Origin of the sequence: Alcaligenes sp. 1735tsa3 (genome assembly GCF_024134565.1) — a bacterium.
Taxonomy (GTDB): domain Bacteria; phylum Pseudomonadota; class Gammaproteobacteria; order Burkholderiales; family Burkholderiaceae_B; genus Alcaligenes; species Alcaligenes phenolicus.
Window position 1 is genome coordinate 4,067,284 of sequence record NZ_CP099862.1, and the last position, 16,833, is coordinate 4,084,116.

The 16,833-nt window shown below is 56.3% G+C and carries 15 protein-coding genes; 6 read left to right on the forward strand and 9 right to left on the reverse strand.

Annotated features, from left to right (window positions below):
- Window positions 1–51: 51 nt before the first annotated feature.
- The 3 genes from NIZ92_RS18755 to NIZ92_RS18765 all read right to left on the reverse strand — a co-directional run bounded on the left by NIZ92_RS18755 (window position 52) and on the right by NIZ92_RS18765 (window position 2,461).
- Complete coding sequence (locus NIZ92_RS18755; protein ID WP_035269633.1) at window positions 52–1,287, reverse strand: multidrug effflux MFS transporter; 1,236 nt, start codon at window positions 1,285–1,287, stop codon at window positions 52–54.
- A gap of 183 nt (window positions 1,288–1,470) precedes the next feature.
- Window positions 1,471–2,019 (reverse strand): bacterioferritin, encoded by a 549-nt coding sequence (locus tag NIZ92_RS18760; RefSeq protein WP_009461955.1) that lies wholly within the window; start codon window positions 2,017–2,019, stop codon window positions 1,471–1,473.
- On the reverse strand, window positions 2,012–2,461 hold the full coding sequence (locus tag NIZ92_RS18765; RefSeq protein WP_137430495.1) for a hypothetical protein: 450 nt from the start codon (window positions 2,459–2,461) through the stop codon (window positions 2,012–2,014). Before NIZ92_RS18765 ends, NIZ92_RS18760 begins: the two co-directional genes overlap by 8 nt.
- A 79-nt stretch (window positions 2,462–2,540) precedes the next feature.
- Here NIZ92_RS18765 and NIZ92_RS18770 point away from each other — a divergent pair, with 79 nt between their 5' ends.
- Entirely contained in the window at window positions 2,541–3,074 is a 534-nt protein-coding gene (locus NIZ92_RS18770; protein ID WP_080747983.1) for a Chromate resistance protein ChrB, read from the forward strand.
- Complete coding sequence (locus NIZ92_RS18775) at window positions 3,034–4,284, forward strand: MFS transporter (RefSeq protein ID WP_254002447.1); 1,251 nt, start codon at window positions 3,034–3,036, stop codon at window positions 4,282–4,284. Before NIZ92_RS18770 ends, NIZ92_RS18775 begins: the two co-directional genes overlap by 41 nt.
- A 40-nt stretch (window positions 4,285–4,324) precedes the next feature.
- Here the strand turns inward: NIZ92_RS18775 and NIZ92_RS18780 are convergent, their stop codons facing one another.
- Genes NIZ92_RS18780 through NIZ92_RS18795 form a run of 4 tightly spaced genes read right to left on the reverse strand, consistent with a single transcriptional unit; the run spans window position 4,325 to window position 7,346 of the window.
- Window positions 4,325–4,711: a RidA family protein gene (locus NIZ92_RS18780; RefSeq protein WP_172400387.1), complete on the reverse strand. Its 387-nt coding sequence runs from the start codon at window positions 4,709–4,711 to the stop codon at window positions 4,325–4,327.
- 57 nt (window positions 4,712–4,768) lie between these two features.
- A complete protein-coding gene (locus NIZ92_RS18785; RefSeq protein ID WP_254002448.1) occupies window positions 4,769–5,743 on the reverse strand; it encodes a tripartite tricarboxylate transporter substrate binding protein in 975 nt (324 codons plus the stop codon).
- Between the two features lie 11 nt (window positions 5,744–5,754).
- The gene (locus NIZ92_RS18790; RefSeq protein ID WP_254002449.1) at window positions 5,755–6,672 is read right to left on the reverse strand and encodes a fumarylacetoacetate hydrolase family protein; all 918 of its coding nucleotides are present in this window, start codon (window positions 6,670–6,672) and stop codon (window positions 5,755–5,757) included.
- A 14-nt stretch (window positions 6,673–6,686) separates the two neighbouring features.
- The gene (locus NIZ92_RS18795; protein WP_009461966.1) at window positions 6,687–7,346 is read right to left on the reverse strand and encodes a GntR family transcriptional regulator; all 660 of its coding nucleotides are present in this window, start codon (window positions 7,344–7,346) and stop codon (window positions 6,687–6,689) included.
- Window positions 7,347–7,505: 159 nt separating this feature from the next.
- On the opposite strand from NIZ92_RS18795, the gene NIZ92_RS18800 reads away from it, so the two are divergent.
- The 3 genes from NIZ92_RS18800 to NIZ92_RS18810 all read left to right on the forward strand — a co-directional run bounded on the left by NIZ92_RS18800 (window position 7,506) and on the right by NIZ92_RS18810 (window position 11,519).
- Complete coding sequence (locus NIZ92_RS18800; RefSeq protein WP_083055026.1) at window positions 7,506–8,006, forward strand: sigma-70 family RNA polymerase sigma factor; 501 nt, start codon at window positions 7,506–7,508, stop codon at window positions 8,004–8,006.
- A 20-nt stretch (window positions 8,007–8,026) separates the two neighbouring features.
- On the forward strand, window positions 8,027–8,968 hold the full coding sequence (locus tag NIZ92_RS18805; RefSeq protein ID WP_035269623.1) for a FecR domain-containing protein: 942 nt from the start codon (window positions 8,027–8,029) through the stop codon (window positions 8,966–8,968).
- A gap of 79 nt (window positions 8,969–9,047) precedes the next feature.
- The gene (locus tag NIZ92_RS18810) at window positions 9,048–11,519 is read left to right on the forward strand and encodes a TonB-dependent receptor (protein WP_254002450.1); all 2,472 of its coding nucleotides are present in this window, start codon (window positions 9,048–9,050) and stop codon (window positions 11,517–11,519) included.
- Window positions 11,520–11,704: 185 nt separating this feature from the next.
- Here NIZ92_RS18810 and ssb read toward each other — a convergent pair whose 3' ends face one another.
- Together ssb and NIZ92_RS18820 are read right to left on the reverse strand one after the other, a co-directional pair.
- Window positions 11,705–12,220, reverse strand: a complete 516-nt coding sequence (ssb, locus tag NIZ92_RS18815; protein WP_035269622.1) for a single-stranded DNA-binding protein — start codon at window positions 12,218–12,220, stop codon at window positions 11,705–11,707.
- Between the two features lie 259 nt (window positions 12,221–12,479).
- Window positions 12,480–13,691, reverse strand: coding sequence for an MFS transporter (locus tag NIZ92_RS18820; RefSeq protein ID WP_022983677.1), 1,212 nt, complete (start codon window positions 13,689–13,691; stop codon window positions 12,480–12,482).
- 111 nt (window positions 13,692–13,802) lie between these two features.
- Here NIZ92_RS18820 and uvrA point away from each other — a divergent pair, with 111 nt between their 5' ends.
- Window positions 13,803–16,766, forward strand: a complete 2,964-nt coding sequence (uvrA, locus tag NIZ92_RS18825; protein WP_254003232.1) for an excinuclease ABC subunit UvrA — start codon at window positions 13,803–13,805, stop codon at window positions 16,764–16,766.
- The last annotated feature ends 67 nt before the right edge of the window (window positions 16,767–16,833 follow it).

Genomic DNA, 16,833 nt, shown 5'->3' on the forward strand with positions numbered 1-16,833 from the left:
CTCAGTCAAAGGCCAATGATCAGGGCCGCTTTCGCGGCCCGCAGCAACTGCCTATTTTACAACCCCCAGCTCACTGACTGATCGGGTCACCGTGCGGCAACGGCCAGCCAGAACATACAGAACAATAGCCAACAGACCGCAGCCACCAATTGCCACAGGCAAAACCTGCGGCCCAGGCACGGCCAGACTGACGATATAGCCCACCACCGCCGAAATCAGGTAATGGAACATGCCCATCAAGGCTGCAGCCGTCCCAGCCTGTGGGCCAGCCACATCCATGGTCAAGGCCGTCACGTTGCCAAACACCATGCCTAAAGAGCCCACCGAAACAGCAATCAAGGCGGCATACAGAATCAGGCCCGCGACATCAGCTTGCACCACCACATACAGGAGCAGAGCCGAGGCCGTATGGACAATCAGTCCCAAAGCCAGCACCCGAGAGGTGGGCATCCCGGCCTTCAACAAATAATTGCTGACGACCCCACCCAGAACCAGCGCCACCGAGTTACCGGCAAACACATAGCTGAATACGGCCGGCGACAAGGAAAAATGCTGCGTGAACACAAAAGCCGAGCCGCTGATGTAGACAAACAAGGCTGCCAGTGCGAAACCACCGGAGCCGGTATATGCCATGAAAGCCTTGTTACCCAGCTCGCGACCGTAGGCGCGAACAATATGACCGGGGTTCAAAGGCACACGCTGGCTCACGGGCAGCGAATCCGGTATGGCTTTAAGTCCCCAGAGCAGCCCCATCGTCCCTAATGCCGCCAGCATCCAGAAAATGGCACGCCAGTCTGCATGGCTCAACAGGTAGGCACCCAGAATGGGGGCCACAATCGGTGCAATCATCATCACCTGCATCAGCAGGGAAAAGATGCTTGCCGACTCTTTGACATCGCACAAGTCCGCCACAATGGCACGCGGTGTGACCAAGCCCGCTGCGGCGCCTAACGCCTGGATAAAACGCGCCGCCAACAAGGCTTCAACCGATGTGGCCAAAGCGCCAAAAACCGAGCCCACCACAAAAATAACCACGCCCAGCAGCAAGGGCACTCGACGCCCGAAGCGATCCAGCAAAGGGCCGTAAATACCTTGACCCAAGGCCAGGCCTGCCAGAAACACCGACAAGGTTTGCTGAATCCGGCCGGGGGAAGCCCCCAGCTCCTGCGCGATAGCAGGCATGCCCGGCAAATACATATCAATGGCCATGGCATCCAATGCCGTCAACAAGGCCAGCAACAAGATCAAGGGCCAGGCCAGGCTTCTGGCACGTGACAGCTCGCTCATGTCACACCCTCTACACTGCGGAAGGACAGAAATTCAAACACGCTCACACCCCCGTATATAGCGACGTGAATCAAAACTACCTACCGATAGGTAGGAAAGCCGCTACTGTACTCCTTTTCAGAATTCAGGCAGAAAAAAACCCCGGAAAATACCGGGGTTTTGGTGAGCACCTGCGCAAATTACTTAGATATCCAGCAGATCGCCCATATCGTCGGCGTGCTCTTCTTCCACCGCCATGATTTCAACCAGCATCTGGCGAGTGGTCGGGTCGGTGTCGCCAATGCGCTCGATCATCTGACGATAGGACTCGATCGCAATACGCTCGGCAATCAGGTTGGCGCGAATCATGGATTTGATATCGTCGCTATCGTCGTACTCTGCATGGCTACGCTGGACCAGATTGGCCGGGTTGAAATCCGGCTCGCCGTTCAATTGCACAATACGTTCAGCAATGCGGTCGGCATGCTCGGCTTCTTGCTGGGCATGTTCCAGAAACTCGGCTTTGATAGGCTCATTGTTCAAGCCGGTAGCGGTGAAGTAGTGGCGCTTGTAGCGCATCACACAGACCAGCTCGGTGGCCAGGGCCTCATTGAGCATCTGAATGATTTCTTCACGATTACCCTTGTAGCCGGATGCCACCGCCCCGTCGTCCACAAACTTCTTGGCAGCTGCACGGATAGCGGCAACATCGATTGGACCTTGGCTTGCTTGGACTGCTTTCTGCTTACTCATTGCATTCCTCCGTATTGATTCCCACCGCGAAAGTGCGGCGCTGTATCGCGCAACAACCGGAAACGAACACACTGACTCCATAACCAACAAGAGCTTGTCCAAGGACAAGCGCTTTACCTAAACCTGGGCTTGAAGTCTGCACGCTGCTTGTGGTTGAGACCGGTCGTGCAAGAAACTGAACAAAGTGGATAGGTGCTGTCATGGTAGCGATTGCTCCTTGGCTTGGAAAGCGCAAAACGGCTGTTTTCCTTCCTTGGAAGGTGGCTGTTTTCGGATAGAAAACCGGGAAATCCCTTAAGCGAAAGTCGCCAGAACTCATGACACATGCGGCTTGGGGGAAGAAATTGTTACCGGCAATCGCGACCCGAAAATGGCCTGATTCTGTACAAGCCGGGATACAAGACCAAACACTTGGATACATACCCTCGGTTTCGAACGACATTTTCAGTTCTTCTTTTCAGAATCATATAGTTCGATTAATATGAAACGATCGTTACTTTAAATTCACGATTATGACTTCAATGAGCTGGCTGCTTCTTACCTATAAGGTCCCCTCTGAACCCAGTGCAAAACGGCTGGCCTTATGGCGGCGCCTGAAAGCGCTGGGCGCGGTGTATCTGCAAAACGGGGTATGTGTTCTGCCTAAAACCGACGAGCATGTGCGCCGTCTGAAGGTGCTGGAAAACGACATCACGACCATGGAAGGTGAATGCGTCTTGCTGGAGACCATTGCTCTGGACAAGGCACAAGAGGACAAAGTCATCGCCCGTTTTACGGACGACCGCAACGAGCAGTACCAGGAACTGCTGGGCCGTTGCAAAGACTTCGAGGCCGAAATCGACAAGGAAATTTCGATTCAGAAATTCACCTACGCCGAACTGGACGAAGAAGAAACCGATCTGAAGAAGCTGGAAAACTGGTACGAGAAAATCCAGAAACTGGATTTTTATGGCGCCCCCCTGGCACAGGTTGCTCAAGAGCGCCTGCAAGAGTGCAAGGCACGGCTGGATGCGTATGCCCAAATGGTCTATGACGCTCATGAAGAAAACCGCTAATCCCGCGCTTACCCCGACGGCCGACGCCTCCCGTGCCAAAATCCACCGCAGCGTCTGGGCACTGGGCTTTGTGTCCATGTTCATGGATATTTCCTCGGAGCTGATCCACGCCCTGCTGCCCATTTATATGGTCACCGTCATGGGTACATCGGTACTGGCGGTCGGTTTTATTGAAGGCATTGCCGAGGCCACCGCCTCCATCATGAAGGTGTTTTCCGGAGCGGTCAGCGACCGTTTTGGGAAGCGCAAACTGCTGGCAGTAATTGGCTATGGCCTGGCCGCCCTGACCAAACCCATTTTTCCACTGGCGAACTCGCTGGACTGGCTGGTCGGTGCCCGCTTTGTAGACCGCATCGGCAAAGGCATACGTGGTGCGCCGCGTGATGCTTTGGTCGCCGATGTCACCCCGCCGGAAATGCGCGGCGCAGCCTATGGCTTGCGGCAAACGCTGGATACCATTGGCGCCTTTGTAGGGCCCCTGCTGGCCATCGCCCTGATGTGGTGGACAGCAAACAACTATCAGCTGATCTTCTGGGTTGCCGTGCTGCCTGCCTTTGCGGCCATCGCCGTTCTGGTGTTCTTTGTACGCGAACCGAAGATCCCGGCCACCACCCGCCCCCGCAAACTGCCTCTGAACCGGGAAGATCTGGGCCGCCTGGGTTCCCGCTATTGGTGGGTTGTCGCAATTGGCCTGGCTTTTACCCTGGCCCGTTTCAGCGAAGCTTTTCTGATCTTGCGCGGTGAATCCAGCGGACTGCCGCCCATGTGGGCCCCTGCCGTGCTGGTCGTCATGAGCGTGGCTTTTTCCCTGTCCGCCTACCCTGCCGGTGTGCTGTCAGATCGTATGCGTAAAACTGACCTGCTCCTGATCGGTGTGGCCCTGCTGATTGCAGCGGACCTGATCCTGGCTTTCGTGCCCGGCTTGCTGGGTCTGGGCCTGGGCGTTGCCTTGTGGGGCCTGCATATGGGCTTTACCCAGGGCCTGTTCAACGTCTTGATCGCTGACAGCGCCCCCACCGAACTGCGTGGCACCGCCTTTGGCATGTTCCACCTGCTAACCGGTATCGCTCTGCTGCTGGCCAGCGTCATTGCCGGCGTGCTCTGGGACACCATAGGTTTCCAAGGCACCTTTGCCGCTGGTGCAATCTTTGCGGTTTTAACTGGCCTAGGGTTGATTACCTTGCGACGTTCCGCTCAAGGAGCGTTCTGAAACAAAAAGGCCGACTTCATGTCGGCCTTTTTTCATTTCATCATTCCGCGACGGCGGCGATGCATTCAATTTCCAGCAGGAACAAGGGGTTCCCCATATCCGCCGCAATCGTGGTGCGGGCCGGGTATTCGCCGTCCTTGAAGTAAGTGCGATAGATCTCGTTCATGCGAGCAAAGTCACCAGCGTTCTTCAGAATCACATTGGCTTTGACGATATGGTCCAGGGTGGAGCCCGCCTCTTCCAGCAGCGCTTTCACATTGGCCATGACCTGGTGCATCTGTGCGTCGAAGTCGTTTTCAGCGATCTGGCGATCATCAAAAAAACCTGGCTGGCCCGACACAAACACAAAGCCATTGGATCGCACAGCAGGCGACAAGGGGGCACGAGGGGGAGTCACTTTGTCGGAACGGATAATTTCTTTGATCATATTCATCTCCTGATTAGTAGCTTGAGCTCTCTGGGCTCTTTCGTATTCGTTAAGGGTTTACTGCACGCTGGCGCCGGAGGCTTTTACCACTTTGGCGGCCATTTCCATTTCAGACTTCAGATACTCGGCAAACTCGGCCGACGTCGTACCCGCAGGTTCCAGTCCTTGGGCCAACAAGCGTTCACGAATTTCGGGCAGGTTCACAATACGGACAAATTCAGCACTGAGCTTCTCCACAATCGGTGCTGGGGTACCAGAAGGCACTATCACGCCATACCAGGAGTTGGAGTTCATATTGTTCACGCCTGCTTCTTTGAAGGTAGGCACTTCCGGAATAGATTCCAAACGAGTGTCGTTCGCCAGGGCAATTGCACGCAGCTTGCCGGATTTCACGTGGGGCAAAACATCAGGCGTGTTAGCAAACATCATGTCTACATGACCGCCCAGCAAATCGTTCAAAGCCGGGGCCTGGCCTTTGTACGGAATATGCAGCACATCAATCTTGGCTTCTGCTTTCAAGCGTTCAATGGCAATATGCGGCGATGTACCTGCACCAAAGGACGCAAAGGACAGCTCGCCCGGTTTGGATTTCGCTGTAGCAATGACATCCGCCAGGCTCTTGACCGGCACATCCGGATTCGCCACCAGCAGGTGCGGTGTGTAGGCCACCCAGCTAACCGGCGTAAAGTCCTTCACCGTGTCGTAACGCAGGTTGTCGTACAGGCTGGGATTGATGGCAAAACTGTTCGCCACCATCCCCAGGGTGTAGCCATCCGGCGCGGCGCGGGCCACGATTTCCGTACCAATCACCGTACCGGCACCGGGTTTATTGTCGATGATGACGGGCTGTTTGAAGTCATCCGACATTTTCTGCGCCAGACTGCGGGTCAGATTATCCAGTGTGCCGCCCGCCGGGAACGGAACAATGATGGTGATGGGTTTGGTGGGATATTCCTGTGCCGTCGCAAGCGAGGGCACAGCCGTTAAAGCGCTTAATACAGCCACGCCTGACAGGATTAATTTAAAGCGCATAGTCGTCAACCTTACTCAATAGTAGTGACCAGCTCGCCTATAGCGGGGATACGAGCTTTGATGACATCGCCTGGTTCCAAAGAGCGTGGAGGCTGCATGGCAAAGCCAACCCCGGAGGGCGTGCCTGTTGCAATAATGTCCCCTGGCTCCAAGGTCATGCCCGCCGACAACTGGGCGATGATGTTGGGCACATCGAACAACATGTCCGACGTATTGGCCGATTGGCGCAGTTCGCCATTCACTTCCAATTCAAGATCCAGCGCGTTGGGGTCGGCAATGGAGGTCTTCAATGCCACTACCGGCCCAATCGGGCAGGTGCCGTCCAGTGACTTGCCCTTGAACCACTGACCATGCAGCGCTTGCAAATCACGCGCCGTAATATCGTTGATCACCGTGTAGCCAAAGACATAGTCCAGCGCGTCTTCAACTGGAATGTCCCGGCCTTCCTTGCCGATCACAATGCCCAGCTCCACTTCATAATCCAGCATCTTGGTGTGAGCCGCATGGCGGCTGACCAGGGCCTGATGCCCCACCACCGTGGTGGGCGGTTTGCTGAAGAACTCCAGGGCTTTGGGGAAGTCATCCGCCGCACGACCACGTGCCAGATTGCCTTCCACGATATGGGCGCGGTAATTGCGCCCCACACAGAAAATGTTTTTGGCCGGATTCGGGACAGGAGCCAGAAAGCACAGATCTGAAGCGGCATGGACGGGAGCCTTGGCCTGGCTTGCCTGCTCCATCAAAAGCTGCAGGCTGATCAGGATCTCATCGCCCATAAAAATAGCGTCGATGACTTCAGTGGGAGCCTGCCGAGCACGTAAAGGATGCTCGTACATCCTCCAGGCCTGTGTCAGATCCACCACCCGATCATCGTCCAGCATGCCGCCCAAATGCGTTTCCCCTGCGGCTACAAAGGTCAGTAACTTCATGACAGCAAACCTCCTTATCGGATGTTGTTGGAACTGTTCAAGGTTTGCGTCAGCAACCCTTGAACGTGCTCGCGCGCCAGACGATCTGCCAGCGCTGCATCCCGTTTTTCAATCGCGTCGATCATGGCCAAGTGCTCGGCCAAAGACTCGTGCGCCCGTTTCAGACGCTCGATGGTTTTGGTCTTGAGCATGTCGCGGTGCCCAAAGGACTTCCATACCTTCTCCAGCAAACTATTTGCAGCCAGACGCATGATGGCCGCGTGGAATTCCACATTGGCTGCCGCATATTCGCTGACACGCTCTTCCACATTGTCTTGATTGAAGGGGGCAAACAGCGCGCGCAAGGCATCGACATCCCGCTGCGAGGCATTCAAGGCGGCTTCACGCGCCGCAAAGGCTTCCAATTCAATGCGCAGCTTCAGCCATTCGATGTAGTCCTGCTTGGTCAAGGGCGAGAGCAAGGCACCGCGCCGAGGCTCCATGGTCAAAATGCCTTCCTGCCCCAGACGCAGCAGTGCTTCGCGCACCGGCGTGCGGCTGACATTGAGCATCTTGGCCAGTTCTTCTTCCCGAACCCGCACGGGCTCATCAATGTTTTTCACCAGGCCAAGAACGTGAGCACGCACCGACTCATACACCCCATCGCTGTGACTTGCTGTTTTGATCGTGGTCATTGTTTTCCTATTTTGCATTCATTTTTTATGGATTGTATACAAGAATTGATATTGGTACACATTGGTGTTTGTACGAACCAGGCATTGTTTGTGTGGGACATTGCGATCAATTATTGATAATGGTTATTATTAGCAACTGTCGTATATTTCCACCTGATCATGACCCAAAGCAGTCCGGACGCCTCGTTTGAAGGGCTCTACAGCCAGCACCAGTCTTGGCTGTGCGACTGGCTGCGTCGCAAAACCGGATGCCCGGAGGATGCGGCGGACCTGACCCACGACACTTACCTGAAAGTGCTCATGCGCCGTGACGATGTTCGCAGCTTTCGCGAACCTCGTGCTTATCTGGTCACCATCGCACACGGCCTGCTGGTCAATATGTTTCGTCGACGAGATATCGAGCGTGCCTATCTGCAAGCACTGGCTGCTCGCCAAGACGATTCTGCGCCGTCCCCGGAGCGTCGTGCCCTGGCCGTGGAAGCACTGGTCGAGATAGACAAACTACTTGACGGCCTGCCTCCCAAAGCCCGCCAGGCCTTTTTATTGCTGCAGCTAGAGGGGCTGAAACACGCACAGATCGCTGCACAGCTGCAAGTTTCTGTCAGTTCGGTTCGGCAGTACTTGGCCCTGGCTATTCGACATTGCCTGACATCGTGTTGAATCCACCGGATACGGGAAACTTGCCTGAAAAGGTCATCGCTACGGCCAGCGAATGGTTTGTGCGCTTGAGCGCGGAAGAGTGCACGCCCGCCGACCACCAAGCCTGGCAAGCATGGCTCGCCGCCAGCCCCTTGCATCAACATGCCTGGAAACGTATCGAATTACTGAATCAGCAATTTGGCCAGTTTGATCAGGCCGCTGGTTTCCATGCATTAAGCACACCGCTCTTTCGACGCCGACGTACCGTACTCAAGTCTTTTGCCTTTGTGCTGACCGCTGGTGCCAGTGCGGCATTGATTCAGCAGCTTCCCCTGCAGGTATGGACCGCTGATCAGCGCACGGCCGTTGGCCAGCGCCGGCAGACTACACTTGAAGATGGCAGCCAGCTAAGCCTGAACACGGATAGCGCTGTCGACATTTCCTATAACAATCAAATCCGTGAAATCAAGCTGCGCCGGGGAGAAATCCACATTGCAACGCACGCCGATCCTCACTTGCCAGCCAGATCATTGGTGGTCAGCACCCCAGCAGGGCGAATCGTGGCGTTGGGCACGCAGTTCTCTGTTTACTGGAGCGAAGACAGAGCCCATATTCATGTCAGTCAAGGCAGCGTCAGGCTGGAACCTGCGCTGGCCGCTAACTTGACCACGATCGTGCCCGCAGGCATGAGCTCCACACTGGACGCGCACCGAGCCAGCATCCCCACGGCTATGCCCACTCAACAACACGCCTGGCTAGATGGCATGCTCTATGCCGACAATATGCGCCTTGATGAATTGATAGCCGCCCTGGCCCGCTACCAGCCAGGCTTTCTTAGTTGTGATCCAGCCGTGGGCGCGCTGCGCATCTCTGGGGCCTACCCCTTAAGCGACATTGAGCGCAGCCTTAGTGCTATTGAACGAGTTTTACCAGTTCGAACAGAACGCCGCACGGCGTACTGGACGCGGATCATTGCACGTTAAGCACTAAAAATTGTCACTTTTCCAATCTCGTTTGGCATACAGGGTGAAGTAGTAAACCTCTTCCCGGAAACCAAACACTATGTACACCCCTTCCCTGCACTCTCGCGGCACCTGCCAGCCGCGCCATACCTTGGCCCCCCTGGCCACTGCCATCCTGATCTCCTTGTTAGGTGTCCTGCCCCCCAGCTCCCTCGTATGGGCACAAGGGTCAGCGCAAAACAGCGGGCGCGCCATTAACATTCCTGCCGGGCCGTTGGGACCGGCTCTGGCACGTTACGCCCAGCACATGCAGGTGCTGCTCTCATTCCCTCCCTCCCAAACCGATGGCCTTCAGACCCCTGGCCTGCAAGGAATTCATAGCCTTGACGAGGGTTTTGCACAGCTCCTGAGTCAAACCCCCTTGCAGATTCAGCGGCAAACTGACGGCAGCTATACCCTGACGGACACTCCCAACGCCCCCATCACGCAACTGGGCACCGTTGTGGTGCGCGGTGCAGGCGATACCACGGAACATACAGGCTCCTATACAACTGACTGGATGCGCTCGGCCAACGGCCTGATTCTGACGCAACGCGATACTCCACAATCAACCAGCAGCCTGACCCGACAACAACTGGATGATCACGCGATGAGCAGCGTGCGCGACATTATGGAAAATGCCACCGGAATGAACGTGCAGCAAAGCGAAACTGACCGGCTCAGCTACTATTCACGCGGTTTCAAGATGGACACCATGCAGTTTGATGGTGTGGTCAAGCCGTTGGACGATACCTACCAGTTCGGAGATGGCAATCTGGATCCGATTATCTATGATCACGTAGAGATTATTCGCGGTGCAACGGGCCTGATGAGTGGTACCGGCAACCCAGGCGGCTCCATGAACTTCATCCGCAAACGTCCTGGCCGTGAGTTCCAGGGCACTATCCGCGCCATGGGCGGCAGCAACGATACCTACCGCGGCGAGCTGGATCTATCCTCTGCACTGAACGAGTCAGGCTCCTTGCGCGCCCGCCTGGTCGGTGCCAAAGAGCGAAGAGGCGATACGCTGGATTTTTATCGCAAAAAACGCGATGTTCTCTACGGCATTATCGAAGCCGACGTGGGTGAAGCCACCACCTTGAGCGCAGGTGTGTCCACTCAGCGTTCTCGTCCCAAAGGCGTTATGTGGGGTGGTTTGCCCATTTTTGACACCAATGGCGAGCAAGTCGATTGGGAGAAAGGACAAACGGTCGGCGCCAAATGGACGACCTGGGATACCGACGCGACAGAATACTTTGCCTCGCTGGAGCACACATTTGCCAATGGCTGGGACGGCAGACTGTCCTATTCCAGGCTGAACAATGACTTTGATGCCTCCCTGTTGTTTGCCGCCGACTTTCCTGTCGATGCCAATACGGGCTTGCTATCCGGGACACCCACCCTGCGCAAATACAAAGGCGATAGCAAGCAAGATGTATATGGCGGCTCATTGACAGGGGATTTCGATCTGCTGGGAGCAAACCACGAGTTCAATCTGGGCTTCTCACACTCCAAATCTCGTAGTCAAACCAAGGGATGGAATTCTTCCGACCAGGCAAGCTATCCCATACCCAATATTCATGACTGGCACGGCAACTGGCCAGAACCTGTCTGGGATCAAGCCGTCTCCGATCAAATCCTGCGTACCACCCAGACGGGAATTTTCGGCACAACCCGCTTTAATTTGAGCGATGATCTGCACCTGCTCGCCGGGGCACGCTGGACACGCTGGGAAGCCGATGAGTACCGCTGGAACCAATGGACACCGGGCACCACCCCCATCATTCTGTCCCAGTCACAGCGCTACTCGGAAATAACACCGTATCTGGGCGTGACCTATGACCTGAATGACACTTATACGGTCTATGCCAGCTACACCAACATCTTCCAGCCCCAGATGTACAAGACCAAAGACTGGGAAATGACAGGGCCAGCGTACGGACACAACTACGAGGCAGGTATCAAAGCGTCCTACCTGGATGGACGCCTGAACGGATCGCTGGCTGTTTTCCAGACCAATCAGAAAGACGTGGCCGAGTACGGTGGCTTTGATGTCGCTCGTAACGAATCGTGGTACGAGATGCTGGATGGCACACGAACGCGGGGCGTGGAACTGGAACTGGCCGGCGAACTAAGCCCTGGCTGGAATGCCTTTATCGGCTATACCTACCGCGTGTCCAAGGACAACGAAGGGCGCAAGGTCCAGACTACGCAACCCGAACAAATGCTCAAGCTCAATACCACGTACCGATTGCCAGGCACCTTGAAGAACCTGGTGGTAGGAGCGGGAATACGTTGGCAAAGCCGCACCCATGCACAAGGCTATTACGGCGAACAGTCCGCATCGGTTGAACAAAAACCTTATGCCTTGTTCGATCTGATGGCGCAATACGACCTTGGCGAACGAACCCAGTTGCAGCTCAATGTGCGTAACCTGGCCGATAAACGCTATTACCGTGCCATGGGCTTTTACAACTCGGTATATTACGGCGAAGGACGCACTGCCTTGGCTACACTCACGCACCGTTTCTAATCGCAGTACGACAAGGCAGCCCATTCTGCCCCACTCTTGCGCCGCAGCGCCGCGCAGAGATGCATAAAAAACCCCGGTGAATTTTAAATTCGCCGGGGGTTTTTAGTATTGCCGAGCCAATCAACAGTTCAGGAAAGAGAGACCCTTTGTCCTGACAGGGCCAGGCCGAGCTTCATCTTGCCCAATTAGAACGGAATATCGTCATCCATATCGGCCAGATTGTCCGACATAGGAGCGTTATTACGTGGGGCCTGTTGTTGCTGCTGTTGTTGAGGCGCTGGGCGCTGAGCACGTTGCGGAGCTGGTGCACCACCGCCGCCACCGTATTCGCCACCACCCATGCTGCCACCGCCCATATCACCACCGTCACGGCCACCCAGCATTTGCATTTGCTCGGCAATGATTTCGGTCGTGAAACGCTCCTGACCGTCCTGACCTGTCCATTTACGGGTGCGCAGACGACCTTCTACGTAGACGGGACGGCCTTTACGCAGGTACTCACCTGCAATTTCAGCCAGACGGTTGTAGAACACCACACGGTGCCATTCGGTTTCCTCGCGGCGCTCGCCGGAGGTACGGTCTTTCCACTGCGAAGTCGTGGCAATGGAAATATTGCAGATGGCCGAGCCTTCTGCGCTGTAGCGTACTTCTGGGTCGCGGCCAAGATTGCCCACCAGAATGACTTTATTTACCGATGCCATGAAAAAAATCCTGTAGTCAAAAATTCGATATCAAGCCGTATTATCGTGGATTCGTGCCTTAATTAACACTCCCTCCCCGCTCCGGGAAGGGCAGTTTTATCCATGCCATCGATCCTGTTACGGCACCTTGAACGGCGTATATGGCTAACACCTGATGGTGTCACCTGTTCCGCCCAGCTCTTGATTCTTGCGGCCAATCCAGCCACTTTACTTGTTGCTGCCTGCCACGTCTTTGCACAAGCGTAACAGGCAATGCCTTTTAATATTTGTCTTTGAAACCACGCGCTGTCAGCAACCAGAGCAAAGCCAGGGCAGCGCCGGTCCACAACACCCATTGGGTGAGCCCTCGCCCTGCCAGGATGCCGCCGATCAGGCCGCCGGCAAACACGCCCAGGGACTGAGAGGTGTTGTAAAAACCCAGCGCCAAACCTTTGTATTCTGGTGGCGCCACACGCGACACCAAGGAAGGCTGCAAGGCTTCCAGCACATTAAAGCCGATGAAGAAAAACGTCAGCGCGGCCACCATGGGAACCAGCGAATCGCGCGCCCATGGCATCACGGCCAGCACCACAATCAGCAGCAACACAGACAGTTCCAGCGCATGCTTGTGACGCTTGCGGGTCTCTGTCCAGAACACCGCTGGCACCATCAGCACAAAAGAAACCAGAATAACGGGCAAGTACACCTTCCACAAATCCTGAGTGCCGTAGCCACCCAAGGTCGCCAGAATGCCCGGTACGACGATGAACAGGGACATCAGGATAAAGTGCAGACAGAACACGCCAAAGTTCAGGCGCAGCAGATCCAAATGACGCAACACCTGTCCGGCGGTAACCTGCACAATCGAGGCGGGTGCTTTAGGCGCGCTGGGCACTACAAAAGCGGCAATCAACAAGCAGACAAAGCCCAGCAAACTGATGGCCCAGAACAGTCCCGACAAACCAAATTGCCCCACCAGCACTGGCGAGAGCACCAGCGATACAGCAAAAGACAGCCCAATCGAGCCACCCACCATCGCCATGGCACGTGTGCGCACTTCGGGACGGGTGGAGTCGGCAACCCAGGCGGAAATTGCCGCTGAAACTGCCCCCAGACCTTGAATACAGCGGCCTACCGTCACCCAGTCAATATTCTGGGCCAGCGCGGAGATCACCCCACCGATCACGAACAAGGCCATGCCGATGACGATAATCGGTCGGCGTCCGAAGCGATCCGATGCCATCCCCAAGGGGATCTGCAAGACAGCCTGCGTCAGACCATAGGCCCCCAATGCCAGACCCACACGGGCGGCATCATTACCGCCGGGCAAGGAGTGCGCGGCCACTGCAAAGACCGGGGTCAGCAAAAACAGACCCAGCATTCGACAGGCAAACAACAGGGCAAGCAGGATGCTGGCCTTGCGCTCTTGCTGAGTCAGACTCAGGCGCGCTGGGCGCGATCCGGCCGTATTCATGGTTTGGTGTGTACTCATTTAATACTCTGTCACAACTGGGCTAGCAGAGAGCCCGGATACCCGTTCACATAAATTCTGACGCAACGCGCTATAGTAGCAAGTTGCCTTTTGACAAGCCTAAATAAAGCGATGGAAGCCATCCGCATTCGTGGTGCCCGTACCCACAACCTGAAAAATGTCTCCGTAGACCTGCCACGCCACCAGTTGGTCGTGCTGACGGGGCTGTCCGGTTCCGGGAAATCCTCTCTAGCCTTCGACACCTTGTATGCCGAAGGCCAGCGGCGCTATGTGGAAAGCCTGTCCGCTTATGCACGTCAGTTCTTGCAACTGATGGACAAGCCAGATGTGGACTTGATCGAAGGTTTGTCGCCTGCCATTGCCATCGAGCAAAAAGCAGCAGGCCATAACCCGCGTTCCACCGTGGGGACCACTACCGAAATCCACGATTATTTGCGCCTATTGTACGCGCGGGTCGGGACTCCTTACTGCCCGGAACACCACTTGGCCTTGCAGGCTCATAGCGTGAGCCAGATGGTAGACCAGATTCTGCAATGGGAACCTGAAACCCGTATTGCTGTGCTGGCACCCATGCACCGTGGCCTGGTTGGTGACCTGCAGCTTGAACTGCGCGGCCTGCAAGCCCAAGGCTTTGTACGGGTACGCGTCGATGGCGAGATCTCCAGCATTGAAGATCTGCCTGCACTCAATGCCCAACAGGCACACGACCTGGACCTGGTCATAGACCGTCTGCGCATTCGACCCGATAGCCAGCAGCGTCTGGCCGAGAGCCTGGAAACCGCCCTGTCCACCAGCAACGGTCGTTGTCTGGTGGTGAATCTGGACACGGGCTTGGAACAGTCCTATTCCAGTCACTACGCCTGCCCGGTCTGCGATTACTCCTTGCCCGAGCTGGAGCCACGCCTGTTCAGCTTCAACAATCCAGCAGGAGCCTGCCCGGACTGTAGCGGCCTGGGGCAAGTGGATGTATTCGACCCCGAACGGGTGGTGGCCTTTCCGGAACTGAGCCTGGCAGGCGGTGCCATTGCGGGCTGGGACCGGCGCAATGCCTTTACCTACACTTTGCTGACCAGCCTGGCGGCCCATTATCACTTTGATATAGAGGCCCCCTTCGAGTCCCTGCCCGAAGCGCTGCGTCGCACCGTGCTGTATGGCTCCGGCGCGGAAGAAATCCCCTTTCTCTATTTGAATGAGAAAGGCCGCACCACCGTGAAAACTCACCCATTTGAAGGGGTGATTCCGAATTTGCAGCGTCGCTGGGCGGAAACCGATTCCAGCGCCGTGCGCGAGGAACTGAACAAGCTGCGTCGCACTCAGACCTGCCCAGCCTGCCATGGCGCACGCCTGCGTCTGGAGGCGCGTCACGTCCGTATCGGGGATGATCCGATTCCCAGCCATACTGGGTGCAAGCATCATGCAGGCACCGCGTCTGCCCACTCCGCAACCCTCAATGTCGACCAGCTGTCTGACAATGCCGCACAGTGCACGCAGACTCACTCCGCAGCGCAAGGACAAGCCAAAGGTCTGGCCATCTATGAGGTCGAAGCCCTGGCCCTGTCCGACTGCCTGGCCTGGTTCGAACGTCTATCGCTGACGGGTGCGAAAAAAGAAATTGCCGACCGCATCGTGCGTGAAATCCGCCTGCGGCTGGAGTTTTTGAACAATGTGGGTCTGAACTACCTGTCTCTGGACCGCAGCGCCGACACCATTTCCGGTGGCGAGGCCCAGCGCATTCGTCTGGCCAGCCAGATCGGTTCCGGTCTGACCGGCGTGATGTACGTGCTGGACGAGCCTTCCATTGGCCTGCACCAGCGCGATAACGACAAGCTGATCCAGACCCTGCAACACCTGCGGGACCTGGGCAATAGCGTGATCGTGGTCGAGCACGACGAGGACATGATACGCACCGCCGACTATGTCATCGACATGGGCCCCGGCGCAGGTGAACATGGTGGTCAAATTACCGCTCAAGGCTCGCCCGCAGAGCTGGCCCAGAACCCCGACTCTCTGACCGGCCAGTACCTGTCCGGCAAGCGCCAGATTGCCATCCCCAAGCGTCGCCCGGTGGATGACAGCCTGAACTGGCTGCGTCTGTACGGTGCCAGCGGCAATAACCTGAAGTCTGTTGATTTGGCGATTCCGGCTGGGCGACTAGTCTGCATTACGGGCGTGTCCGGCTCGGGCAAGTCCACGCTGATCAACGACACGCTGGCAACCGCCTTCTCGCATTTGCTGCACCGTGCCCATGCCGAACCGGCGCCCTACGATCGTATGGAAGGCCTGGAGCATTTCGACAAGATCATCAACGTCGATCAAACCCCGATTGGTCGTACCCCACGCAGTAATCCAGCCACCTACACGGGCATGTTCACGGCTATTCGTGAGCTGTTCGCCAGCGTGCCCGAGGCGCGTTTGCGTGGCTACGACCCAGGCCGCTTCTCCTTTAACGTTAAAGGCGGCCGCTGCGAGGCCTGCCAGGGCGATGGCGTGGTCAAGGTAGAGATGCACTTCCTGCCGGACGTCTATGTGCCTTGCGATGTCTGCCAGGGCCGTCGCTACAACCGTGAAACGCTGGACATTCGCTACCGAGGCCGCAATATCAGCGAAGTGCTGGACCTGACGGTTGAGCAGGCGCTGGAATACTTTGATGCGGTGCCAGCGGTCGCGCGTAAATTGACTACCTTGATTGATGTGGGCTTGTCCTACATCCGCCTGGGTCAAAGCGCGACTACCCTGTCTGGTGGTGAGGCGCAGCGGGTGAAATTGTCACTGGAGCTGTCCAAGCGCAGTACCGGTCAAACCTTATATGTGCTGGACGAGCCCACAACCGGCCTGCACTTTCAGGACATTGCTGTCTTGCTGGAAGTGCTGGACAAACTGGTTGAGTCGGGCAATAGCGTGGTCGTAATTGAGCACAATCTGGATGTGATCAAAACGGCAGACTGGATTGTGGACATGGGACCGGAAGGTGGCCAGGGCGGTGGGCAGATTGTGGTGCAAGGCACCCCGGAGACTGTTGCTGCTTGCGAGCAAAGCCATACCGGGCGCTATCTGAAGCCTTTATTGCAGCGATAAAGGCTGTCTCCCTTAAAAGACCACGCTGTTCAGGCCTCGAGCACCAAAACATGGTTTTTTGGCGCTT

Excerpts from the sequence above, each read along its gene's own strand:
- NIZ92_RS18755 (WP_035269633.1), bottom strand. The coding sequence starts at position 1,287 with ATGAGCGAGCTGTCACGTGCCAGAAGCCTGGCCTGGCCCTTGATCTTG.
- NIZ92_RS18760 (WP_009461955.1), bottom strand. The coding sequence starts at position 2,019 with ATGAGTAAGCAGAAAGCAGTCCAAGCAAGCCAAGGTCCAATCGATGTT.
- NIZ92_RS18765 (WP_137430495.1), bottom strand. The coding sequence starts at position 2,461 with ATGTCGTTCGAAACCGAGGGTATGTATCCAAGTGTTTGGTCTTGTATC.
- NIZ92_RS18770 (WP_080747983.1), top strand. The coding sequence starts at position 2,541 with ATGAGCTGGCTGCTTCTTACCTATAAGGTCCCCTCTGAACCCAGTGCA.
- NIZ92_RS18775 (WP_254002447.1), top strand. The coding sequence starts at position 3,034 with ATGCCCAAATGGTCTATGACGCTCATGAAGAAAACCGCTAATCCCGCG.
- NIZ92_RS18780 (WP_172400387.1), bottom strand. The coding sequence starts at position 4,711 with ATGATCAAAGAAATTATCCGTTCCGACAAAGTGACTCCCCCTCGTGCC.
- NIZ92_RS18785 (WP_254002448.1), bottom strand. The coding sequence starts at position 5,743 with ATGCGCTTTAAATTAATCCTGTCAGGCGTGGCTGTATTAAGCGCTTTA.
- NIZ92_RS18790 (WP_254002449.1), bottom strand. The coding sequence starts at position 6,672 with ATGAAGTTACTGACCTTTGTAGCCGCAGGGGAAACGCATTTGGGCGGC.
- NIZ92_RS18795 (WP_009461966.1), bottom strand. The coding sequence starts at position 7,346 with ATGACCACGATCAAAACAGCAAGTCACAGCGATGGGGTGTATGAGTCG.
- NIZ92_RS18800 (WP_083055026.1), top strand. The coding sequence starts at position 7,506 with ATGACCCAAAGCAGTCCGGACGCCTCGTTTGAAGGGCTCTACAGCCAG.
- NIZ92_RS18810 (WP_254002450.1), top strand. The coding sequence starts at position 9,048 with ATGTACACCCCTTCCCTGCACTCTCGCGGCACCTGCCAGCCGCGCCAT.
- ssb (WP_035269622.1), bottom strand. The coding sequence starts at position 12,220 with ATGGCATCGGTAAATAAAGTCATTCTGGTGGGCAATCTTGGCCGCGAC.
- NIZ92_RS18820 (WP_022983677.1), bottom strand. The coding sequence starts at position 13,691 with ATGAGTACACACCAAACCATGAATACGGCCGGATCGCGCCCAGCGCGC.
- uvrA (WP_254003232.1), top strand. The coding sequence starts at position 13,803 with ATGGAAGCCATCCGCATTCGTGGTGCCCGTACCCACAACCTGAAAAAT.